The sequence below is a fragment of the uncultured Pseudoxanthomonas sp. genome, from assembly GCF_947498795.1.
Classification (GTDB): Bacteria; Pseudomonadota; Gammaproteobacteria; order Xanthomonadales; family Xanthomonadaceae; genus Pseudoxanthomonas_A.
The window spans coordinates 56351-76963 of record NZ_CANMLQ010000005.1; the positions used below are offsets into that span (position 1 = coordinate 56351).

Sequence of the window (20613 nt, forward strand, 5' to 3'; positions counted from 1 at the left end):
GCGGGCAAGGTGGATGAGATGCATGAAATGCACCGGATTCCCCTGTGTGTGTCGACATTGCGTGTGGCGCCCGGGTTTCCACCGTGTGCCGCGGGCGGGTATAGCCACGACGTCGGCAGAGACCGCGCGACCGCGCAGGCGGGAATCGCGTGATGGAGGCGCAATCTGACGCACTGCGTCACCGGGAAGCGTGCCGCGCCGCCGCCCGTGCGCACGTCAGGCGCTCCGCCGCGCCATGCCACGCCCGCCGCAGGTGTCGTTCGCGGTCCCGGCGGGTCGCGGCGGCAGTTGGCCCGATGCTTGCTTGGTAGTCCGGGTGTGGGGATTTCCCCGACCAAGGACCGCCTGCCGTCCTGCCGGCGCCGCGGTTCCCAACGACATGCCACGCGCACGCCTGTGCGGTGGCGAGGGAGTGGCATGGAGCAGGACAAACCCTTCAACCCCCGCATCCCGGTCTCGGCCCGTGAGGCCCGGTTGGCATCGGCGGCGACCGACGAAGCGCTGGCCGGCATCGGACTGCGGATGCGGCGCATGTTGCCCGGCGAGGCGCTGGGCGACGTTCCGCGCCTGCGCCGCGAGGTGTACTTCCACGAACAGGGCCAGTTCGGCGACCGCAGCAAGCGCGTCACCGACGGCCTGGATGGCTGCGGCACCACGCTGGTGGTGGAGAAGGGTTCGCACGCGATCGCCACTCTGCGGCTGCACGACTTCTCGCCGCTGGCGGTGCAGGTCGAATACGGCAACCTATTCCGGATCGACGACTTCGCGCGGACCTGGCCGTTGTCGCAGGTGGCCGTGGGCACGCGCTTCGCGGTGCAGGCGGACGAGCGCAACAAGCCCGTGGTGGATCGCTTGATGGAGGAGGCCTACCGGTGGGCGCAGGAATCGCGCATCCAGTTCTGCCTGCTCGCCTGCGAGCCCTTCCTGCACGGCGTGTTCGAGCACTACGGATTCCGTGAGTACCTGCCGCCGGCGATCCTGCCGGGCGGCGTGGACCTGCTGCGCATGGTGCTGGTGATGGAGGACGAGCCGTATCTGTCCGAATGCGGCTCGCCGCTGCACCGGCTGATACGCGATCCGGCCCGCGCGCTGCCGGCGAAGGCGTGGCTGACGCGGTCGTTCCACGCGATGTGCTGATGCCCTCGCGGCTGCCAGACCGCGTCACGGGTGAGCGGCCACCCGACGTGGGCTGCCTGGCCGTGCTCCACGGTGCGGCCGGATACCGCCTCGGTCGTGTCCCCGGGGCGGACAGCGCCGCCGCGCACTGACGGGCGCAGCTGCGCGCCGCATCACCACGCTCACTCCTGCGGGGGGGGCACCTCGGCCGGCGCGGCGGCCTTCGCCGCTTCCGGGCTGACCTTTTCGATGGTGTGGCGCAGTTCGCGGCCGAGGATGGCCTTGGCATCGCGCGCCCACGCGTCCAGGCGCTCGTCGAACACCAGCTTGCTGTTCTCGTCCGGCCACACCAGTTTCATCTCGCGCAGCTTCTGGATGAAGCCGCGGAACAGGGTCTTGTCGAAGAACTCCGGCGCCGCCGGCGCATACAGCAGGCTCAGGCGCTGCGCGGCCTGCTGGCACAGGCCCTCCAGTTCGGCGGCACCCAGCGTGCCGGGACCATTCTTCACCAGCACCGAAATGGCGATGTAGTAGCGCTCGAACGCCTGCTGCAGCGAGTGGCCGATCGCGCGCAGGCGGAAGACCTCGTCGGTCTGGCCTGCACTGCGCGCCAGGATGCCGCCGTCGTCGTCGTTGACCTGCTGCAGCAGGCCTTCGCGCACGAACACGTCGATCGTCCGTTCCATGCGCTCGGCGAACTCGTCCTCGCTCCACGGCAGGAACAGCTCGGCCTGCAGGAACGGGTACAGCGTGCGGCCCAGCCGCAGTACGCCGGCACGGCTCATGCGCCGGTTGTTCTGGAAGCAGCACGCGATCCACGACGAGGCCGTGAACAGGTGCAGGACGTTGTTGCGGTAGTAGCTCAGCAGAACGGCGGTGTCGTCGTCCACGCTCAGCACGTCGCCGAGCGGATGCTTGATCCGCTGCAGCATGTTGATTTCTTCGGCGTGGGAGATGATGCGGTCGGGCGAGTGCGGCGTGACCGTCACGCGGTCTGAGTACGGCAGTTCGGCCAGCAGCGTCTTCGACAGTTCGATCTGCGCGACCAGATCGGCCTCGCCCATCGCGTGCTTGGGCGTGGACAGGAGCGCCAGCGCCAACAGGTTGATCGGGTTCACGTCAGCGGCGCGGTTGATGTTGACCTGGATCTGCTGCGCCAGCGCATCGACGATGTCGGATAGCCACGCGGGCTTTTCTTCTTCGCCGACCGGCGTGCCGTCCCACTCGGGCGCGTACCGGGACAGCGCGTCGTTCAACGGGATCGGCTCGCCGAAGTTCACCACCACCTGGCCGTAGTTCTGCCGCAGTACCTTGGGAATGCCCCACAGCACGGCCCAGATGGATTCCTTCTCCTTCGGGCGGCCGCTGAGTTCGTCCAGGTAGCTGGTGCCCTCGAGCAGTTTCTCGTAACCGATGTAGACCGGCTGGAACAGCACCGGCTTGCGCGGCTGGCGCAGGAACGCGCGCAGCGTCATCGAGATCATGCCGCCCTTGGGCGGCAACAGGCGGCCGGTGCGCGAGCGTCCGCCTTCGATGAAGTACTCCAGCGAATAACCACCCGAGACCAGCTGCGCAACGTATTCGGTGAACACGGCCGAGTACAGCGGGTTGCCGCGGAAACTGCGGCGCATGAAGAACGCGCCGCCCTTGCGCAGCAGCGTGCCGACCACCGGCAGGTTCAGGTTGATGCCGGCCGCGATGTGCGGCGGCACGATGCCGCGTTCGTACAGCAGGTAGGACAGCAGCAGGTAGTCCATGTGGCTGCGGTGGCAGGGCACGTAGACGACTTCGTGTCCGGGCGCGGCCTCCTTGAACTTGTCCAGGTGGTGGACCAGCACGCCGTCGTAGATCTGGTTCCACACATGGCTCAGCAGGAAGCTGGCCGAGCGCACCACCGGGTTGGAATAGTCGGCGGCGATTTCCCACGCATAGGCATGCGCCTTCTTCCACGCGTCCTCGGGCTTGGACTTGTCGCGCCTGGCCTGTTCGGCGATGGCTTCCTTGACCGGGTCGGCGGCGAGCACCTGGTCCACCAGCAGGCGGCGGGTGGACAGGTCGGGGCCGATGATCGCTTCGCGGATGCGGTGGAAGTGGGTGCGGAGCACGCGCGAGAGTTTGCGGACGGTGCGTTCGGGTTCCAGGCCCTCGTCGACGGTATCGCGCAGCGACACGGGCGGGGCGAACCGCACGATGGTGCCGCGACCGTTCAACAGGATCGCCAGCAGGCGGCGGAAACGGCCGACGATGGCCCAGTTTTCCGAGAACAGCACCGAGAACCAGCCGCTCTGCTTGTCCGGCGCGCGGCCGACGAAGATCGAGACCGGCACCAGTTGCACGTCCAGGCCCGCGCTGGCGCGATGCGCTTCCAGCAGGCGCGCCAGCGAACCGGAATGCGTCTTGGCGCTGACCTGGTCGGGGATCAGCGTGCTGGCGTTGCGGCGCGACAGGGCCACGTAGGCGCGCTTGCGGCCCAGCGGATTGCCCCCGACGGGCAGGGGCACCAGCGGGGACGGCAGGCCGGCGTCGCGGCAGGCGCGATCGAGGATCAGCGCATTCGACAGGCCGTAGTCTTCCAGCACGTAGCAGACCGGGCGGCCGTCCAGCAGCTCGGCCGGCGCGGCGGGTTCGATGTTCAGGGCCAGCCAGGGGTCGGCCAGGCGCCCGAGCAGGCGCGCCCACAGCGGACGTTTCGCCTGGCGGGCAACCGGGGCCATCGGCAGGCCGGCCGTCCCACGCATGTCGACATCCGCGGCCGGAGGCTGGGTCGCGTCAGGCACGGGCACGTCCGTCGCGCCCGGCTTCTTCTCCGGCGGCGTCGGGGTCGGGCCGTCCGGGAACGGCAGGGAATTCTGTTCAGGCATCGACCGCATTATGGCCCACCCCCATGGCCGGCTGGGAAGCGGTTACAGCGCGCAGCGAGTGCCGCCCTTCAGTTCCCCCGATCGCAGCGGCGGCGATGGGAGCGATGCACGTGGCGGAAACGTAGCGGTTCAGCGTCCCCGATACGGCTCACAGCCCACGCCGTCGTTGTCACGGTCCAGGTGCGGCCCGTAGCCAGGATCTCCGCGCCCCACAGGCGCAGCCCCGCGCGCGCGGGCCTCGTCGCAGTTGCGGAAAGCGCGTGCGGGCGCCGGCGGCTGCATGTGCGGCGGCGCCAGCGGCTGTTTCGGTGCAGCCCTGGCGCGCGGGATGATGCGGTGGCAATGGTAGTCACCGCTTTTCCGGTCGGTATGGCACCCCTGCTTGTCCACGCCCCCCGGGTGTGCAGGCACCGAGGAGGCGCACGCCAGCCACGCGGCCAGCGCCAGCCCCGCTCTCGCGTGGTGTCCCGGCATCATCAGGGTGACGGTGGGGTTTCGGGCTCGGAGGGCGCGGGGGCCGGGACATCGGGCGGGGGCAAGGCCGCCAGGACATCCTCGGCGTGCTTGAGGTAGTCGGTGAGGTACCAACGATCGCCGCGCCGCGTGAGGCTGACCACCGTGTCGATCTCGCGCTCGCCCAGTGGGTAGTGGATGCGCACGGTGGCCGTGTCGCCCTTCTCCTCCACCAGGCCCGTGCGCAGGTCGGTGAACGTGGTGTCGAGCGGCAGCCCATAACGGGAGAAGGTCGCCTTGGCCTCGATGAAGAACGGCGTCAGCCGTTGCAGGCTGGCCGTCATGCCGGCCTCGCTGAGGTCCTGCTCCGTGGTCAGTCCGCTGCGACGTGCAGCCGGCGCCAGTCGGGCCAGCGTGGTGCGCGCCAGCGCAGGGTCACCCAGGGGTGCCTGCTGCGCCCAGTCGCCGAGCGCGGCGATCACCTGCGCGTAATGGTCGCGTTCTTCCTGGGTGTAGTCGCCCTCGTTCTTCACGTACTGCACGCCGAACAGCCCCAGCGTGCGCGCGGCCTCCTTCAGGTCCCGGTCTTGGCGCGCGAACTGGCGGTCGAAGCTGCGCTGCAGCGTCTTCTCCGCGTCCTTCGCCGACAGCGCGGCCAGCATCGGCACCAGCTTGTCCTCCAGGGGCAGCTCGCTCAGCGGCCAGCGGCTATGGCCGGCGCGCCAGGCGGTATCCAGCCGGTCGTGGAGGTCGGGAGGTACGGCGTCGCGGGCGAAGCCGACCAGGTCATTCCGCTGCAGGTGGGTGGCCAGTTGGCGCACGGCGGCGGCCGGACCACTGGCGGCACCGGCAAGCTCCTCCGGTCCATGCTTCTTGCAGGCGGCCAGCAGCAGCAGCGACAGCCCGAGGGCTGCCAGCACGCGCGGGACGGACGCGGATGGCCTTGGCTTCATGCGGTGTGACTCCCCAGTCGCCCCGCATCTTCGCGGCCCGCGTGGGCGGGCGGCAAGCACCGTCGTCGCAAGTTCTCCGCCGGCGGCCCATAAAAAAGGAGGCCGGGGCGTCTTTCGACGTCGCCGACCTCCTGAAATCCGGCCGAGGCCGGAGGACGAAGTGTTGTGGCACATCTCCGGCCCGCAGGCCGGATGCGCACAGACTACCTGCGTCCCAATGCTAAGGCAACACCTGAAGTAATGCGCTCCAAGTATTTGATTTAATTCAACGAGGCGCCGATTTCTGCCTGGATGGCCTCGGCTGCCGCGCGGGGATCGGCTGCCCGACTGATCGGCCGGCCCACGACGATGGCGTCGGCACCGAAGGCGAAGGCGTCGGCCACCCCCACGGTACGCTTCTGGTCGTCGCCCGCCGGACCGCCCGGGCGGATGCCGGGGCAGACGATGGAGAAAGCGGATCCGGTCGCAGCGCGGATCATGCCGGCCTCCTGGCCCGAGCAGATCACCCCGTCGATCCCGGCGGCCTGCGCTGCCAGCGCGCGCTGCACGACGATGTCGGCCGGCTCGCCGCTGTTGATGCCCATGGCGCGCAGATCGCTGCCGTCCATCGAGGTCAGCACGGTCACCGCGAGCAGGCGCAGGTCGCCGCCGCGCGCTGCGGCGGCTGCCTCCATCATCCCCGCGTGCCAGCCGTGGATGGTCGCGTAGGTCACCGGCCAGCGGGACAGTCCGCGGATCACGCCCGCCACGGTGGCGGGGATGTCGAAGAACTTCAGGTCGACGAACACCCGCTTGTCGCGGCGGGCCAGTTCGTCCAGCACGGTGAAGTAGTCGCCGCTGGCGAGCAGCTCCATGCCGATCTTGTAGAACTGCACGGCATCGCCCAGCCGATCGACCCACGCCAGCGCGTCGGCACCGGACGGCGCATCCAGCGCGAAGATCAGGCGCTCGCGCGCGCTCAGGGCGACCGGCCCACGGCTCACGGTGCGTAGTCCAGCGCGTCGCGCTTGGCCTGGTTGCGTGCGGCGGCCGGCTGGTCCCAGGCGTTGTTGAACAGCGCCGGCTCCCACGAACCGTAGGTCGGGTTGGGCAGCATCCACCAGCGCTCGCCGAACCAGTCGTCGTATTCGTCGAACAGCGCCTGGCGTCCGTCACGCGTGTTGGCTTCCACCTGGACGAAGTCGCCGATCTGGTCGCCGAACTGCATCAGCACGCGGTACTGCTGTCCCGCCAGGCGGCGGCGGCAGTTCTTCTCGGAGCCGTTCTGCTCGCAGCCTTCCAGCACCGTGCCCAGGCCGAGGAACACGCTCTCGTCCGCCACGGGCAGGCCGGCCTCGCGCAGGTTGGCCAGCGTCGCCTCCTTCAGATGCACGGCGCGGTTGGAGATGTACAGGATGGTGACGCCCTTCGCGGCGGCGGCCTTGGCGAAGTCGACCACGCCCGGCAGCGGCTTGGCCTTCTTCTCGGCGACCCACTGGTCCCAGCTGATCTCGTCGTATTCCTTGCCGTCGCGGATCAGGCGCGCCTGGTAGGGCGAGTTGTCCAGCACGGTCTCGTCCACGTCCATCACCACGGCGGGCTTGAGGCCGGCGGCGGCATTGCCGCGCTCGCCCGGGACCAGCGCGTCCCAGGTCTTCTCTTTCAGCGCCACGTCGAGATGGTCGGCGGCGGCACGGAAGGTCTGCATGGTGATCGCGCGATACTCGACCGACGTCTGTACCCAGGCCACGGCATTGAGGTTGTCGTGCGTGCCAGCGTCCTTCGCAGGCGTCGCGGCAGCGGCAGGTGGGGCGGCATCAGCGGGCGCCGCCGCCGGTTCGGTGCGTTTGCAGGCGGCCAGGGTCAGCAACGACGCCGCCAGACCGGCGGCAAGCAGGGAAACGCGCATGGAAGATCCCATTTCGAATGTGCGGGAATTCTAGCCGACCGCTATTACACCCGTCGTTCGACGCTGCGGCGCGCGGGTTATCCTGCCGGCCCGATCCAGTTCCCGATGCCTCCATGGAAGACACCGCGCCCGTCCTGACCTCCGCCGAAGCCCGCCTGCTGGGTTGCCTTATCGAAAAGGAAGCCACCACGCCGGAAACGTATCCGCTGACGGTGAATGCCGCGCAGGCCGCCGCCAACCAGAAGACCGCGCGCGAGCCGGTGATGGCGCTGGATCCGGGCGCCGTGAATCATGCGTTGCGGCAGTTGGAACAGAAGGGACTGGCGAAGCAGGTGTTCTCCTCGCGCGCCGAGCGCTACGAGCACCGCACGGCCGCGTTCTTCGGCATTCCCCGGCAGCAAGCCGTGCTGCTGGGCCTGCTGATGCTGCGCGGTGCGCAGACCGTGCACGAATTGCTCGCACGCAGCGAGCGCCTGTTCAAGTTCAACGATGCGGACGATGTCCGCCATCACCTCGACCGCATGATCCAGCGCGACCCGGCCCTTGTCGTGCAGATCCCGCGCGGCCCGGGCCAGCGCGAGGATCGGTACGTGCATCTGTTGAGCGGCGCGGTGGACGTGGCGGCGATCGCCGCGCGCATTCCGGCAGCCTCGGTGGGCGAGCCCGCGACCGTAGCGCTGGAAGCCCGCGTTACCGCACTGGAGGACGAGGTCGTTTCCCTGCGCGAACAGCTGGCCGGACTGCTGGCCTCGCGCGATTCCTGACGCTCACGCCTCGTCCGGCGCCAGCCTCACCAAATCGGTCACACTGACCTCCACGCCCGCCTGCGACAGCAGCGTGGTGGCCCGGTCCCGATACTGCGTCTGGTGGTTGGACAGGTGCGTCAGCAGGCCATCCAGGCGCCGTGCGAAGGTCTCACCCCTCATGCTTCGGGTAGACCAGCCGCGACGAGAGGGCAGGCGTCGCCAGCGTGGCGATCCATTCCACGATCGCCGCATCGAGCCAGGCGCGCCTGCGTGCAACGCGGACAGGTGGCGGAGGGCACCGCATCCCGTTCCGTCGGCATCGGCGTACCGTCGAGCGTGCGGCAAAGCGCTTCAGCCAGAGGGTGTCGTTGACTGCCAGGTGGTTGAGCGTGCCAGGATCGACCGGAGAAGGGGCCACGATCCGCGGCGAGAGCGTCGTGCGGCAACGTCGCTGTGGGAGCGTAGAGGCGCTGGTTCATCCACGTGTTGTAGGACGCGAGCAACGTGAATCGGCCATCGTCGGTCATTCTTGCGCGCGCTGCGGGCGTTGTCCACATTCATCATCGGCTGGATGACGCTGCATTCGCCTGCATGAAAGCGATGCTACACGCGGATACGCGTGCCGACGCGTTGCATGCACCCATGCATCGCGCTACGTTCGCCACGTCCACCGACACGGAACGTTTCCATGGAACGACGCCTCATCCGGAGCATCGCCACCACCGCGATGATCTCCGTCGCCACGACAGGATGCCACGCCAGCATGGGTCAATCGAGTTCAGCCGGCCCCTCTTCCGCGCTGCCGGAAGGCCACTACACCAACGTCGGTGCCGAATGGCCGTTGAAGTTCAGGGCCCACTATTTCGGTGTGTCCACCTACAGCACCTATGGCTGTCGCGTGGAATATGCGGGACGAGTGCGTGCTGACGAACCAGCGGATCGCCTGCAATCCTCATCCGAGGCACTAGGGTCGCGTTATCCAGCCAACATGACGGCGGGCGCGGGCCCCATCGCCAACTTCCCCCCGCCTGCCAACGTCTCGTGGCGATCGCGGGATGGTACGGCGCTCCAGGCGCAGATCGACATCGGTGAGATCTTCAGGGATCAACTGATCCGTCACCATGTGGCACGGGAGGATGCACTCGACCCTGCGTCGAGTGGCACGCCCGGCATCATCCTCGAGGTCAACGATCGCACCATCAATGTGTACATGCGCGACATGATTGCGCTGAAGAAGCCGCGTGTGCCGGATCGGCCGCACAGTGACTTCCGCGATGATCTGATCAAGGTATTCAGTCGGACTTATTGAGCAGGGAGAGCTCGCCATGGAGTCTGGGCAGAAATCAAAGCATCGTGATGGTGGGGTTGAGGCGGAACTGGCAGGCGATCCTGGCAGGGAAAGCTACCTTCGGGCAGAAGCCGATCTGTCACGGCTTCGTATTCCCATCCTGCTTCACGCCGACAGGCCAAACGAAAAGCTGTATCTGGCGGCGATGGACGGCACGGGCAATAGCATGTTCGACGACAAGCCAGAGGGATGGAGTGTCGTCGCGAAGATCCACCAGCAAGTCAGGGAATTGCAGGATGAGGGCGTCAGCAATATTGCGACGGGGTACGTGGAAGGCACCTATACCCAGAATGGCCTGCTGAGTAAACCGGAAAAGCTGTTGGACGGTCGCTTCGGTCATACCTTTGATGAGCGTGTGGAGACGGCCTACCTTCAGTTCTGCGAACAGGCCAAGAAATGGCTTGATGAGGATCCCCAAGCGCAGATCCGTGTAGCGGGCGTGGGTTTCAGTCGCGGCGGCGAGGGGATTGCAGCGCTCCAGCGCATGGTGCACGAGCGAGGCATTCGCGATCCGGTGGGCGCAAAGGTAGTGCGTGATTCGGAAAATCTCGTCGTGGGTATCCAGTACGCAGATAGACCTCTGCTCGTCGAGCCGGGCAAGACGCCGCAAGTCGCGTTGCTCTTCGATCCCGTGTCGACGGGAGTCGAGGAGCATGACCGCCGCCTGCCACCCTCGACCCTTTCGACCTTCCAGGTCACCGCTCAACACGAACGTCGCGATATGTTTCCCTCCAGCCAGCACGTCGTCCCCGGTTTCAGCGAAGACGACCGGAACTACAATGCACGGGTGTTCGGCTGCCACAGCAACATCGGTGACACCTACGGCCGCAACGGCCTCGGTACTCTCAGCCACAACCTCGGTGTCGAATTCCTCAATCGCCTCAGCGATACGCCTTATCTTGAGAAGCGTCCGCTTCCAACCGATCCCGACCAGTACGTGATCCATCGCTCCGATCAGCACTTGGGCGGTCTGTACGGCACGCGCGGCTACGACCGCGACGGCATCCGCGACCAGGTGGACACGCTGGCTGTGCCGGCGGGCCGTGCTCGACGACTGCAACCGCAAGGAGCCGATCGACGAAGTCCTTGACGCCCGATTCGAGCGCCGCACCGGGGTATCGCCACCGACGATGGACAAGGCCGGTGAACGATCGCTTCCCGACCCCGGCGACCGTTCCACCTGGCCCGGTCTAAATGATCTTGTGGAGCGCGTGTCGCGCGCAGGTGCGGTGAGAGGAGGCGACCCGATGGCGACCGTCGTCAGCGAATATCTGAGTGGTCCGTGGGCGCGCCAGTTCCAGGCCGATGTCGCAAGGGAACTTGCCGCGCGCGCAGAACCGTCGTTGCCTGAGATACCGCCCAAAGCGGCGCCCGTCGAGCCCGCCCGCGAGTCCCCCGCTCTGGTGCGATGAGCCAGTACAGGACGCGCTAGCGCTTCTCTTCCAGCAACCCCACGAGGTTGCCATCCGGATCGCGCAGGAAGCCGGTCCATAGCTCGTGGTCCGGCATCCGGGCGGCCATCTGCGGAGGGCGCTCTTCCGTGGCGCCGCGTGCCACGAGCGTGGCCTGTGTCGCGGCGATATCCTGCACGCTGAAGTAGAGGATCGAGTTGGCGCCCACGGCGCCTGCGCCCTGGGGCGTGGTCAGCATCAGGCGCACATCGCCCGCCTGCAGGAATGCGAGCGTCGGGGCGGGCTGGAACAGGAAGACCAGGCCCAACGCATCGCGGTAGAACGCCAGGGCTGCGTCGACATTGCTCACCGTGATGGCGATCTGGCGAATGGTCGAGAGCGTCGCGGTCATCGCAGCACCTCCGGCGGAATCACGTGGGTCGACGGCTGCTGCGCAACAGGAACAGGCTGCCGATGAGCGTACCTGCCAGCGAGGCCGCGAGCCCCAGCACCGATGCGATCAACAACTCCCGTGGCCAGGACACCGGCGTGCCGGCGACATCGCCGACCAGCATGCGCACCACCACCGCCGCGGGTGCGGCGGCCGCGATGAGCAACCACAGCGGCAAGAAGCGGCCGGTGCCGAACGCGCGCATCATCATCGCCACCACGCCGACCGCAGCCAGGCCGGGCCCATAAAAGGCGCCGGGCAGCGCGGTCATCGCGGAAGGCGCCCGCCAGTACGGGAAGCCCACGCCGACCAGGGCGATCAGGAAACCCACCAGCCACCAGATCCGGCTGTTGCGCGTCATCGTCGATGCTCCGAGGGGTGCCGGCCAAGCCTACCGCGTCTCGCCCGGCGGTTGCGCGGCGTCAGTCGAACATCGCCTGGATCGCGGCCAGCCCCGCGCTGGCGCGTTCCTTCTTTCGCTCGGCATCCGCGACCGGGTCCGCCCCGTCGCGCTGCAGTTCGTCGGCGGGCAGCTCGTCGATGAAACGGCTGGGCTGCAGTCGCAGGCGCTCGCCGAAGCGGCGCGTCTCGCGGCTGTGGCTCAGCCAGAGCTGCTCCTTCGCCCGCGTGATGCCCACGTACATCAGGCGCCGTTCTTCCTGCAGGTTGCCTTCCTCCACGCTGGTCTCGTGCGGCAGCGTGCCGTCCTCGCAGCCGACGATGAAGACGTAGCGGAACTCCAGGCCCTTGGCCGCGTGCAGGCTCATCAACCGCACCTGGTTGCCGCCGTCGTCCTTGTCGTTGCGCGACAGCAGCGCGAGCTGCGCGGCGAGATCGCCGGCCGAGCTGCCGCGCGGTCCGCCCTCGAACCAGTCCGCCAGCTCGTCCAGGTTGGCGCGGCGGCGCTGGAATGAGGCTTCGTCCTTGCATTGCGAGCGCAGGTCCGCCAGCAGGCCCGAACGCTCGCTCAAGCGCCGTACCAGGTCGGCCGGCGGCAACTCCTCGGCGTGCCGGCGCAGATCGCGCACGATATCGACGAAGGCGCTGAGGCCGTTCGCCGCCCGCGGCGGCAGGGCCTTCAGCGCGCCCATCGATTCGGCGGCGCGCGATAGCGGCAGGTGGGCGTGCTGCGCCATTTCAGCCAGCTTGGCCAGCGATGTGGCCCCGACTTCGCGTTTGGGCGACTGCACCGCGCGCAGGAAGGCAGCATCGTCGTCCGGATTCACCAGCAGGCGCAGCCACGACATTGCGTCCTTCACCTCCTGGCGCTCCAGGAACGCCGTGCCCCCCGTCAGGTGATAGGGAATGCGCAGCAACTGCAGCGCCTTCTCCAGCGCGCGCGACTGGTGGTTGCCGCGGAACAGGATGCAGAAGTCGCTCCACGCAGCGCTCTTCGACGCGTGCACGAACGAGATCTCGGCCGCGACCTTCTCCGCCTCATGCTCGTTGTCGCGGCATTCCCAGACGCGGATCCGCTCGCCGTCGGCCTGGTCGCTCCACAGCGCCTTCGGGTGCTCGTGCGGGTTGTTGGCGATCAGCGCATTGGCGGCGCGCAACACGCGATTGCTGCAGCGATAGTTCTGCTCCAGCTTGATGATCTGCAGCGCCGGATAATCCTTCGCCATCTGCAGCAGGTTGTCGGGGTTCGCGCCACGCCACGCATAGATGCTCTGGTCGTCGTCGCCCACGCAGGTGAAATCGCCGCGCTCGCCGGCGATCGCTTTCAGCAGGCGGTACTGCGCGTCGTTGGTGTCCTGGCATTCGTCGACCAGCAGGTAGCCGATGCGCTCGCGCCAGGCCGCGGTGATCTCGGGGCTGTTCTCGAGGATCTGCACCGGCAAGCGGATCAGGTCGTCGAAATCCACCGCGTTGAAGGTGGTCAAGCGGTCCTGATAGCGCTGGTACAGCAGCGCGGCGTCCTTTTCGCGGTTGGTGCGTGCTTCCGCCAATGCCTCTTCGGGCGACAGCCCGGCGTTCTTCGCGCGCGAGATCAGGTTCTTGGCCGCCTCCACGTCGTCGGGCTTGGCGCCGTACATGAGGTCCTTGACCTGTGCATGGGCGTCGTCGGCATCGAAGATAGAGAAACCGCGCTTCAGGCCCACCGCGGCATGTTCGATCTGCAGGAACTTCAGGCCGAGCGCGTGGAAGGTGCAGATCGTCAGTCCCTCCGCGGCATCGCCCCTGATCCGTTTGGAGACGCGCTCGCGCATTTCCTTCGCGGACTTGTTGGTGAAGGTGATGGCCGCGATCCGGCGCGCCGGGACGTGGTTGCCTGCGATCAGGTGGGCGATCTTCTCCACGATCACCCGCGTCTTGCCGCTGCCCGCACCCGCGAGCACGAGCAAGGGGCCCTTGCTGTGAAGGACGGCAGCGCGTTGGGGGGGGTTGAGACCGTGCATGGGGCGTACTTCGGCGTAGGCCATCAGTTTACAGACAACGGCGCCCGGCTTCTCCTAGCATGGCCTGCATCCGCCCTCCTGCGCAGGCCGCCCCATGAACCGTCTCAACCGCCTGGCGCTCCTCGTCTTCCTCGCCATGCCGGTGTCGGCGGCCATCGCCCAGGACGCGCAGATCGATCCGGCCGTGCTGACCGAAGGCTTCCTGGCCGCACACCCCGATCTTCGCTGGCGTGCCGAGGGCGTGCGATCGTACGACCGCAAGGACTACGCCATCGCGATGAACGAGTTCAAGCGCGCGGCGAGCCATGCCGACAAGGCCTCGCAGGCGATCATCGCCGAGATGTACTGGAGTGGGATCGGCGTTGCCGTGGATCGACCGCTCGCCTACGCCTGGATGGATATCGCGGCCGAGCGCCACTACCACGACTTCCTGGTAAGGCGCGAAGGCATGTGGTCGGACTTGAACGATGATGAGCGGCGCGACGCCATCGCGCGCGGCCAGGCCATCCTGGCCGAGTACGGCGACGACGTCGCCAAGCCACGACTGGAAAAGGTCCTGCGCCGCGCGAAACGGAACGTCACCGGAAGTCGCGTGGGCTACGTCGGCAATCTCACCATCATCCCGCACACCGGTCCGCTGGCAGGCACCGGGATGACACTGACGGGCGACCAGTATTACGCCCCCAAGTATTGGCAGCCCGATCAGTACTGGCGATTGCAGGACGCGATCTGGAAAGCGCCGCTGAAGGGAAGAGTGAAAGTGGGGGAGTTGGAGAACGTTCCCACGGAGCCGGCGGGCACCGACGACCGTTAAGCCGCGCGGTAGAATCCGCGCCATGGCCAAGCTCTACTTCTACTACTCGGCGATGAATGCCGGGAAGACCACCACGCTGCTGCAGTCCGCGCACAACTACCGTGAGCGCGGGATGCGCGTGGCGATCCTGACCCCGCGGCTGGACGATCGCGCCGGTACCGGCGTGGTGGCGTCGCGGATCGGGTTGCGCGCCGACGCGGTGGCGTTCGAGCGCGACGACGATCTCGAGCGGCGGATACGCGACGACATCGCGGTGAACGGCAAGCTCGACTGCGTGCTGGTGGACGAGGCCCAGTTCCTGACGCGGGCGCAGGTCTGGCAGCTCAGTGAAGTGGTGGACGCACTGCGCATCCCGGTGCTGTGCTACGGACTGCGCACCGACTTCCGGGGCGAGCTGTTCGAAGGCAGCCAGTACCTGCTGGCGTGGGCCGACGAGATGAGCGAGATCAAGACCATCTGCCACACCGGCAAGAAGGCCACCATGACCGTGCGCGTCGATGAGCAGGGGCGGGCGGTGCAGGACGGTCCGCAGGTGGAGATCGGCGGCAACGAACGCTACGTGTCGGTCAGCCGCGCGGAGTTCAAGAAGATCGCGCGCGGCGAAGGACGCATCGATCCGCTGCAGCCCGATCTTCCGCTGGGCTGACGCGGGCGTCAGCGGCAGGCGTCGCGTAGTCCCGCCACTTCGCGCGGGATGATGCCGCCGTCGGGCAGGGCGATGCGCAGTTCGCCGGCCAGCGCATCCAGCTCGCGGCGCGCGCGCTCCTTTTCGCCCAGGCCGCAGCGCGCCTCCGCCAGATAGGCGCGCGCCAGCCAGCGCAGCTTGGGCGCTTCGCTGCCCCCACCCTCGTGCACGGCGAGCGCCTGCAGGGGGGCGATGGCGTTCTGCGGCCGGTGCAGGCGCGTGAGCTGGCGCGCCATCGACAGTTCCGCGAACCAGGTGCGCGGGTGATCGGGGCCGAACCCCACCCGGGTCAGCCGTACCGCCCGATCAAAGCGCTCGGTGGCGCCCTTCAGGTCGCCCTTCGCGGCCAGCACTTCGCCGATCATGCGGTCGGTCTCGCCGATCAGCGCGTGGCTGGCGCCGATCGTGGTCACCCGCATCTGCCGCGACTCTTCGAGCGCGGCCAACGCCTCGTCGTAACGCCCGGCGCTGTAGAGCACCATGCCGTAGTTGAACAGGCCTCCCGGCAGGATCTGCAGGCTTTCCGTCTCGCGCCAGATGGCCACGGCGCGGGCCACGTCGGCGACCGCGGTTTCGTTGTCGCCGCGCTCCCACGCGATGATGCCCATGGAATTCCAGCTCGAGGCCGTATCGCGATGATGGGGACCGAGCGATTCCAGCGTCATCGCATGCAGGCGATGCAACTCTTCGTCGGCCTCGCGCAGCTGGCCCATGTCCACCTGCACCGCCGCGATATGACGCCGCAGGGCCTGGGTCAGGGGATGGCGCGGTCCATGGATATCCTCGGACAGCGCGCGGGCGCGCCGGAACGCCGCAAGCGCCTCCTCGGTGTCGCCGCGGTTGCGATACAGAAGCGCCAGGCTGCGCTGGATCTCGATGGCCAGCGGGTGCCGCGCATGGCCGTGCGCTTCCAGGTGCGCCAGGGCGGCGAGATAACCGCGCGCACCGGCGTCCGCGTTGCCCAGTTCCACGTCCAGCTGGGCCAGGTCGCGCATGTTCTCGGCGACGCCGGCTTCGTCCTTCAGGTTGCGGCGGATGTCCAGCGAGCGGTCGAACATCTGCCGGGCGAGCTGCTTCTCGCCGGCGTCGGCGCGGCAGCGCCCGTTCTGCGACTGGAATTCCGCGACCCGCAGCGGCAGGCGCGATGCGAGCGAGGGCAGGCGCGCTTCCATCGGCACCATCACCTGCACGCACTGGCGGGAACGTCCCAGCAGGCGCAACACGCGGCCGTGCTGCGTGGCGGCCTGCAGGCGCAGGCTGTCGGGCGCATCGTCCGTCACCGCCAGCACGCGCGACTGTTTCTCCAGCAGCGCGAGGGACTCGTGGTAGTCGCCCAGGCCCAGGCGCAGGCGCGCGATCACCCCGAGCAGCTCGGCCTGTGCACGCGGCTGGGCGGCGAGTTCGCGTTCGCCACGGCGCTCGCCTGCGGCCAGCAGTTCGCGCGCATCGAACGTGCTGCCCTGTTGCGACGCGGCCGCGTTGTCGAACAGCCCGATCACGAAATCCTGCATCGCCTGCGCGCGCGCGGTTTCGCGCATCGCCTGCCGGCCCTGCCACACGCTGGCCGCCAGCGCCGCCACCAGCACGGTCGCCACCGCCAGGCCCGTGCCCAGTGCCCAGCGGTGGCGCACCAGATACTTGTTCATCCGATAGCCCATGCTCTGGGCACGCGCGTGCACCGGACGGCCCTCGATGTGCCGCCGCAGGTCCTGCGACAGCGCCTCTACCGAGGCATAGCGCTGCTCCGGCAACTTCTGCAGGGCTTTCAGCGTGATGTTGTCGAGGTCGCCCGACAGCTTGCGCGACGTGCGCCGCGCGTCCGGGCAACGGCTGCGGCTGCCGTCGGTGGTGCGCAGGGTGGCGACGGAAGGCTTGAGCGGTTCCACCGCAAGGATGGCCTGCTCCCACTCGGCGTCGGTCTGTCGGCGCAGGCGGTAGGGTTTGGTTCCCGCGATCAGTTCGTACAGCACCACGCCGAGCGAATACACATCGGTCATGGTGGTGACGAGTTCGCCGCGCACCTGTTCCGGCGCCGCGTAATGCAGGGTGAAGGCGCGGACTTCGGTACGCGGATGCACGGGCACCGGTTCGGGATCGTCCAGCAGCTTGGCGATGCCGAAGTCCAGCAGGCGCACGTCGCCGGTCGGCGTGACCAGGATGTTGGACGGCTTGAGGTCGCGGTGGACGATCAGGTTCGCGTGTGCGTGGCTGACGGCCTCGCAGACCTGCAGGAACAGCGCGAGCCGCGCTTCCAGGCCCACGTTGTTGGCCTGGCAGTAATCGGTGATCGACACGCCCTCGACGTATTCCAGCGCCAGGTAGGGCTGGCCCTCGCTACCGATGCCGGCATCGAGCAGGCGCGCGATGTTGGGGTGTTCGAGGCGTGCGAGGATCTCGCGCTCGCGGGTGAAACGCAGCCGCAGGTTGGGGTCGGCCAGCCCGGGGCGCAGCAGCTTCAGCGCGACCCGGCGCTTGTACAGCCCATCCGCGCGGGTCGCCAGCCAGACCAGGCCCATCCCGCCTTCGCCCAGCAGGGACTCGAGCTGGTAGGGGCCGACCCGCATGCCGGGTTTCAGCTGGCCGGGCTTGTCGACCAGCGGTTGGTCGATGAAGCCGTCGCCTTCCTCTTCCAGCGCGAGCAGCGCCTCGAGCTCGCGCGCGGTGTCGGGATCATCCGCGCGCAGGATCTCCAGTTGGTCCGCGCGCGCCTCCGGCTCCAGCTCCAGCAGGACGTCGAGCAACGGTGACAGGCGTTTCCAGCGTTCGACGTCCATCGTTGCGGCGCGGACGGCCTGCCTCAGGTATCCGCCATCGCCGACAACAGGAACAGCCGCGCCTTCTGCCAGTCGCGGCGGATGCTGCGCTCGGAGCGCTGCAGCAGCTCGGCGATTTCCAGTTCCGACAGGCCGGCGAAATACCGCATCTCCACCACCTGGGCCAGGCGCTCGTCCGCGGCGGCGAGCTTCTCCAGCGCATCGTTGAGCGCCAGCATGTCCTCGTCCAGGCGCAGGTTGCCTTCCACCTCTTCCGGGATGTCCGCCACGCGCTTGAGGTCGCCGCCGCGCTTGCGGGCCAGCCGGCTGCGCGCGTAGTCGACCACCACGCTGCGCATTGACGAGGCGGCATAGGCGAAGAAGTGCGCACGGTCCTCGAACTTGGCCGTGCCGGTGGAGCCGAGCAGCTTCAGGTACGACTCGTGCACCAGTGCGGTGGCGTCCAGCGTGTAGCCGTGCTGGCCGGACAGCTGGCGGCGCGCCATGGTGTGCAGTTCCTGGTACAGCGTGGCCAGCACGCGGTCCAGCGCGGCGCGATCGCCGCTCCGGGCCGAGTCCAGCCACAAGGTGATGTCAGGTGCGTCGGCCATCCGTCTTCCCCACGAGCCAAGGGCGCGAATATAACGTCATTTCTCTCACAGGACGTGAGGGCAGCGACGCCGCGTTCCAGGGTCAGCGCTGGCAGTGGCCGCACCACACGGTCGCGCGCTGGCCGATGCTGGCGTGCTTCATCGGCCGGCCGCAGCGCGGGCAGGGTTCGCCGCCGCGTCCGTAGGCCGACAGTTCCTGCTCGAAGTAGCCCGGCGCCCCGTCCGGGCTCAGGAAGTCGCGCAGCGTGGTGCCGCCCCGGGTGATGGCGTATGCGAGGATCTCCTTCACGGCCCCGGCCAGCGCCACGTACCGGTCCCGCGAGACCTTGCCCGCGGCGCGGAGCGGGGAGATGCCGGCGCGGAACAGGCTCTCGGCCGCGTAGATGTTGCCCACGCCCACCACCACGGCCTGGTCCATCAGGAAGGTCTTCACCGGGGCCTTGCGGCCACGGCTCAGCGCGAACAGGTAGTCGCCGTCGAAAGCGTCCGACAGCGGCTCGGGTCCCAACCCCTGCAACAGGGGATGGATCTCGCCGACCGGCTGCCACAGCAGGCAGCCGAACCTGCGCGGATCGTTGAACCGCAGCACGCGCCCCTCCGCCCCGTCCAGCGCGATGTCCACGTGGTCGTGCGCGGTCACCGGTGTCGCCGCAGGCAGGACGCGGAGGCTGCCCGACATGCCCAGGTGCAGCAGCGCGCTGCCCGCCGCCGTGTCCATCAGCAGGTACTTCGCGCGACGGCGCACCGCGTCGATGCGCTGTCCGGGCAATGCCTGGGTGATGTCGGGCGGGATCGGCCAGCGCAGGTCCGGCCGGCGCAGCGTCACCGACCGGATGCGCCGGCCTTCGATGTGCGGTGCCAGCCCGCGGCGGGTGGTTTCGACCTCGGGCAACTCAGGCATGGTCCGGCTCCGCACGGTAGAAGCCGCCTTCGTGGCGCACGCGCACCGGCCCGCCGAAGGCATGGCTGAGGTGGGCGTCGGTCAGCGTGGCCGCACGATCGCCGTCGGCGTGGAGTACGCCATCGCGCAACAGCAGCACGCGGTCGATCTCCGGAATGATCTCCTCGATATGGTGCGTCACCAGCACCAGCGTGATGCCGCGCTGCGCGAGCGTGCGCATCAGCGCGAGGAAGTGTTGCCGCGCCACCACGTCGAGGCCTGCGGTCGGTTCGTCCAGCAGCAGCGCCTCCGGTTCGTGCACCAATGCGCGCGCGATCAGCACGCGCCGCATTTCGCCGGTGGACAGCTCGGCGACCGGGCGGTCGGCCAGCGACAGCGCCCGCACGTCGTCCAGCGCACGGCGCGCACGTCTGCGCATGCCCTCATCGACCTGCCGGTGCGGCGGCACCATGAAGCTGGAGAAGAAGCCGGTGACCACCGCATCTTCGGCGCGCAGGTAAGGCATCTGCTGCAGGTCGCGGGTCAGGTCGCTGGTCACCACGCCCAGGCGGTTGCGCAGTTCGTTGACGTTCCACCGGCGCAGGCCGAACACCTTGACCGGCGCATCGCCCTCGCGGGCGAGCGGGTACAGCTCGCGGTTGATCAGCTTGATGAAGGTCGACTTGCCGCCCCCGTTCGGGCCCAGGAGCGCCGTGTGCTGGCCCAGCGGGATGCGCAGCGACAGGTCGTGCAGGACGCGGGTGGCACCCCGCACGACGGTGGCGCGGTCCAGTTCGAACAGGGGCGCCGCATGCGTTGTGGCGACAGGGGAGGCAGACGGAGTCATCGCGGGGCGGGGGAGCGGTTGCCGGTGCAGCGTACCCGAATCATGGTGGTCAACGGGCGTGCCTGGCGGCCCTACAATGCCGGCATGCGCCTCATGCCCTCCTTGCTGGTCCTCGCCCTGCTTCCGGTCGCCGCGCTGGCCCAGGTCACCGCCACCGGCGATTACCTCGCGCGCATGGATACGGACGGCGATGGCCGCGTCAGCCTGATCGAGTACCAGGCCTGGATGAGCTATGCCTTCGACGGAATGGACCGCAACCGCGATGGCGTGCTGTCCCTCGACGAGCTGCCCGGTGGCCGCGGCAAGCCGGTCACCCGCGAGGCGCATCTGGCGCAGCTCGCCGACCGCTTCAAGCGGCAGGATGCCGACGGCAATGGATTCCTCAGCGCGAAGGAACTGGCGGCGCCGCCGCGCTGA

Annotated in this window: 21 protein-coding genes; 8 read left to right on the forward strand and 13 right to left on the reverse strand. The window is 68.3% G+C overall.

Features of this window, described 5'->3' with window-relative positions; genetic code table 11:
• The first annotated feature begins 417 nt into the window (after positions 1–417).
• Positions 418–1137, forward strand: coding sequence for a hypothetical protein (locus tag Q0907_RS12930; RefSeq protein ID WP_299345379.1), 720 nt, complete (start codon positions 418–420; stop codon positions 1135–1137).
• A 161-nt stretch (positions 1138–1298) separates the two neighbouring features.
• On the opposite strand, the gene plsB is transcribed toward Q0907_RS12930, so the two are convergent.
• The 5 genes from plsB to Q0907_RS12950 all read right to left on the reverse strand — a co-directional run bounded on the left by plsB (position 1299) and on the right by Q0907_RS12950 (position 7271).
• Complete coding sequence (plsB, locus tag Q0907_RS12935) at positions 1299–3986, reverse strand: glycerol-3-phosphate 1-O-acyltransferase PlsB (protein ID WP_296281613.1); 2688 nt, start codon at positions 3984–3986, stop codon at positions 1299–1301.
• 120 nt (positions 3987–4106) lie between these two features.
• Positions 4107–4454, reverse strand: a complete 348-nt coding sequence (locus Q0907_RS18995; protein ID WP_343229817.1) for an excalibur calcium-binding domain-containing protein — start codon at positions 4452–4454, stop codon at positions 4107–4109.
• The gene (locus Q0907_RS12940) at positions 4454–5383 is read right to left on the reverse strand and encodes a hypothetical protein (protein ID WP_299345383.1); all 930 of its coding nucleotides are present in this window, start codon (positions 5381–5383) and stop codon (positions 4454–4456) included. Before Q0907_RS12940 ends, Q0907_RS18995 begins: the two co-directional genes overlap by 1 nt.
• Before the next feature lie 260 nt (positions 5384–5643).
• A complete protein-coding gene (gene pyrF, locus Q0907_RS12945; protein ID WP_299345386.1) occupies positions 5644–6366 on the reverse strand; it encodes an orotidine-5'-phosphate decarboxylase in 723 nt (240 codons plus the stop codon).
• The gene (locus Q0907_RS12950) at positions 6363–7271 is read right to left on the reverse strand and encodes a 5'-nucleotidase, lipoprotein e(P4) family (RefSeq protein ID WP_299345389.1); all 909 of its coding nucleotides are present in this window, start codon (positions 7269–7271) and stop codon (positions 6363–6365) included. Before Q0907_RS12950 ends, pyrF begins: the two co-directional genes overlap by 4 nt.
• A gap of 113 nt (positions 7272–7384) precedes the next feature.
• On the opposite strand from Q0907_RS12950, the gene Q0907_RS12955 reads away from it, so the two are divergent.
• Entirely contained in the window at positions 7385–8035 is a 651-nt protein-coding gene (locus Q0907_RS12955) for a DUF480 domain-containing protein (protein WP_299345392.1), read from the forward strand.
• 3 nt (positions 8036–8038) lie between these two features.
• Here Q0907_RS12955 and Q0907_RS12960 read toward each other — a convergent pair whose 3' ends face one another.
• The gene (locus tag Q0907_RS12960) at positions 8039–8197 is read right to left on the reverse strand and encodes a DinB family protein (RefSeq protein WP_299345395.1); all 159 of its coding nucleotides are present in this window, start codon (positions 8195–8197) and stop codon (positions 8039–8041) included.
• 508 nt (positions 8198–8705) lie between these two features.
• Here Q0907_RS12960 and Q0907_RS12965 point away from each other — a divergent pair.
• Genes Q0907_RS12965 through Q0907_RS12975 form a run of 3 tightly spaced genes read left to right on the forward strand, consistent with a single transcriptional unit; the run spans position 8706 to position 10777 of the window.
• Positions 8706–9326, forward strand: a complete 621-nt coding sequence (locus Q0907_RS12965) for a hypothetical protein (RefSeq protein ID WP_296281603.1) — start codon at positions 8706–8708, stop codon at positions 9324–9326.
• A 16-nt stretch (positions 9327–9342) separates the two neighbouring features.
• Positions 9343–10455, forward strand: a complete 1113-nt coding sequence (locus Q0907_RS12970) for a DUF2235 domain-containing protein (protein WP_299345398.1) — start codon at positions 9343–9345, stop codon at positions 10453–10455.
• Positions 10409–10777: a hypothetical protein gene (locus tag Q0907_RS12975; RefSeq protein ID WP_299345401.1), complete on the forward strand. Its 369-nt coding sequence runs from the start codon at positions 10409–10411 to the stop codon at positions 10775–10777. Before Q0907_RS12970 ends, Q0907_RS12975 begins: the two co-directional genes overlap by 47 nt.
• 16 nt (positions 10778–10793) lie before the next feature.
• Here the strand turns inward: Q0907_RS12975 and Q0907_RS12980 are convergent, their stop codons facing one another.
• The 3 genes from Q0907_RS12980 to Q0907_RS12990 all read right to left on the reverse strand — a co-directional run bounded on the left by Q0907_RS12980 (position 10794) and on the right by Q0907_RS12990 (position 13606).
• Complete coding sequence (locus tag Q0907_RS12980) at positions 10794–11168, reverse strand: VOC family protein (RefSeq protein WP_299345404.1); 375 nt, start codon at positions 11166–11168, stop codon at positions 10794–10796.
• 19 nt (positions 11169–11187) lie between these two features.
• On the reverse strand, positions 11188–11568 hold the full coding sequence (locus Q0907_RS12985) for a hypothetical protein (protein WP_299345407.1): 381 nt from the start codon (positions 11566–11568) through the stop codon (positions 11188–11190).
• Between the two features lie 61 nt (positions 11569–11629).
• Positions 11630–13606, reverse strand: a complete 1977-nt coding sequence (locus tag Q0907_RS12990; protein ID WP_299345409.1) for a UvrD-helicase domain-containing protein — start codon at positions 13604–13606, stop codon at positions 11630–11632.
• Between the two features lie 94 nt (positions 13607–13700).
• Here Q0907_RS12990 and Q0907_RS12995 point away from each other — a divergent pair, with 94 nt between their 5' ends.
• The gene (locus Q0907_RS12995) at positions 13701–14420 is read left to right on the forward strand and encodes a hypothetical protein (RefSeq protein ID WP_299345411.1); all 720 of its coding nucleotides are present in this window, start codon (positions 13701–13703) and stop codon (positions 14418–14420) included.
• A 22-nt stretch (positions 14421–14442) separates the two neighbouring features.
• Positions 14443–15066 carry a thymidine kinase gene (locus Q0907_RS13000; protein ID WP_296281594.1) on the forward strand — a complete coding sequence of 208 codons (624 nt, stop codon included), beginning with the start codon at positions 14443–14445 and terminating at the stop codon, positions 15064–15066.
• Between the two features lie 8 nt (positions 15067–15074).
• Here the strand turns inward: Q0907_RS13000 and Q0907_RS13005 are convergent, their stop codons facing one another.
• The 4 genes from Q0907_RS13005 to Q0907_RS13020 all read right to left on the reverse strand — a co-directional run bounded on the left by Q0907_RS13005 (position 15075) and on the right by Q0907_RS13020 (position 20196).
• Positions 15075–17879 (reverse strand): serine/threonine-protein kinase, encoded by a 2805-nt coding sequence (locus tag Q0907_RS13005; RefSeq protein WP_299345414.1) that lies wholly within the window; start codon positions 17877–17879, stop codon positions 15075–15077.
• Positions 17880–17902: 23 nt separating this feature from the next.
• On the reverse strand, positions 17903–18469 hold the full coding sequence (locus tag Q0907_RS13010) for an ECF-type sigma factor (protein ID WP_055939119.1): 567 nt from the start codon (positions 18467–18469) through the stop codon (positions 17903–17905).
• A gap of 82 nt (positions 18470–18551) precedes the next feature.
• Entirely contained in the window at positions 18552–19370 is an 819-nt protein-coding gene (gene mutM / locus Q0907_RS13015) for a bifunctional DNA-formamidopyrimidine glycosylase/DNA-(apurinic or apyrimidinic site) lyase (RefSeq protein WP_299345418.1), read from the reverse strand.
• Positions 19363–20196, reverse strand: a complete 834-nt coding sequence (locus Q0907_RS13020) for an ATP-binding cassette domain-containing protein (RefSeq protein WP_299345421.1) — start codon at positions 20194–20196, stop codon at positions 19363–19365. Before Q0907_RS13020 ends, mutM begins: the two co-directional genes overlap by 8 nt.
• An 84-nt stretch (positions 20197–20280) precedes the next feature.
• Between Q0907_RS13020 and Q0907_RS13025 the strand changes: the two genes are divergently transcribed.
• Positions 20281–20613, forward strand: a complete 333-nt coding sequence (locus Q0907_RS13025) for a hypothetical protein (RefSeq protein ID WP_299345424.1) — start codon at positions 20281–20283, stop codon at positions 20611–20613.

What these genes read in the sequence shown, in the direction of transcription:
- Q0907_RS12990 (WP_299345409.1), bottom strand. Translation starts at nt 13,606, where the DNA reads ATGCACGGTCTCAACCCCCCCCAACGCGCTGCCGTCCTTCACAGCAAG.
- Q0907_RS12980 (WP_299345404.1), bottom strand. Translation starts at nt 11,168, where the DNA reads ATGACCGCGACGCTCTCGACCATTCGCCAGATCGCCATCACGGTGAGC.
- Q0907_RS12985 (WP_299345407.1), bottom strand. Translation starts at nt 11,568, where the DNA reads ATGACGCGCAACAGCCGGATCTGGTGGCTGGTGGGTTTCCTGATCGCC.
- Q0907_RS13010 (WP_055939119.1), bottom strand. Translation starts at nt 18,469, where the DNA reads ATGGCCGACGCACCTGACATCACCTTGTGGCTGGACTCGGCCCGGAGC.
- Q0907_RS12955 (WP_299345392.1), top strand. Translation starts at nt 7,385, where the DNA reads ATGGAAGACACCGCGCCCGTCCTGACCTCCGCCGAAGCCCGCCTGCTG.
- Q0907_RS13025 (WP_299345424.1), top strand. Translation starts at nt 20,281, where the DNA reads ATGCGCCTCATGCCCTCCTTGCTGGTCCTCGCCCTGCTTCCGGTCGCC.
- Q0907_RS18995 (WP_343229817.1), bottom strand. Translation starts at nt 4,454, where the DNA reads ATGATGCCGGGACACCACGCGAGAGCGGGGCTGGCGCTGGCCGCGTGG.
- Q0907_RS12995 (WP_299345411.1), top strand. Translation starts at nt 13,701, where the DNA reads ATGAACCGTCTCAACCGCCTGGCGCTCCTCGTCTTCCTCGCCATGCCG.
- Q0907_RS12930 (WP_299345379.1), top strand. Translation starts at nt 418, where the DNA reads ATGGAGCAGGACAAACCCTTCAACCCCCGCATCCCGGTCTCGGCCCGT.
- Q0907_RS13020 (WP_299345421.1), bottom strand. Translation starts at nt 20,196, where the DNA reads ATGACTCCGTCTGCCTCCCCTGTCGCCACAACGCATGCGGCGCCCCTG.
- plsB (WP_296281613.1), bottom strand. Translation starts at nt 3,986, where the DNA reads ATGCGGTCGATGCCTGAACAGAATTCCCTGCCGTTCCCGGACGGCCCG.
- Q0907_RS12965 (WP_296281603.1), top strand. Translation starts at nt 8,706, where the DNA reads ATGGAACGACGCCTCATCCGGAGCATCGCCACCACCGCGATGATCTCC.
- Q0907_RS12940 (WP_299345383.1), bottom strand. Translation starts at nt 5,383, where the DNA reads ATGAAGCCAAGGCCATCCGCGTCCGTCCCGCGCGTGCTGGCAGCCCTC.
- Q0907_RS13000 (WP_296281594.1), top strand. Translation starts at nt 14,443, where the DNA reads ATGGCCAAGCTCTACTTCTACTACTCGGCGATGAATGCCGGGAAGACC.
- mutM (WP_299345418.1), bottom strand. Translation starts at nt 19,370, where the DNA reads ATGCCTGAGTTGCCCGAGGTCGAAACCACCCGCCGCGGGCTGGCACCG.
- Q0907_RS13005 (WP_299345414.1), bottom strand. Translation starts at nt 17,879, where the DNA reads ATGGACGTCGAACGCTGGAAACGCCTGTCACCGTTGCTCGACGTCCTG.
- Q0907_RS12960 (WP_299345395.1), bottom strand. Translation starts at nt 8,197, where the DNA reads ATGAGGGGTGAGACCTTCGCACGGCGCCTGGATGGCCTGCTGACGCAC.
- Q0907_RS12950 (WP_299345389.1), bottom strand. Translation starts at nt 7,271, where the DNA reads ATGCGCGTTTCCCTGCTTGCCGCCGGTCTGGCGGCGTCGTTGCTGACC.
- Q0907_RS12970 (WP_299345398.1), top strand. Translation starts at nt 9,343, where the DNA reads ATGGAGTCTGGGCAGAAATCAAAGCATCGTGATGGTGGGGTTGAGGCG.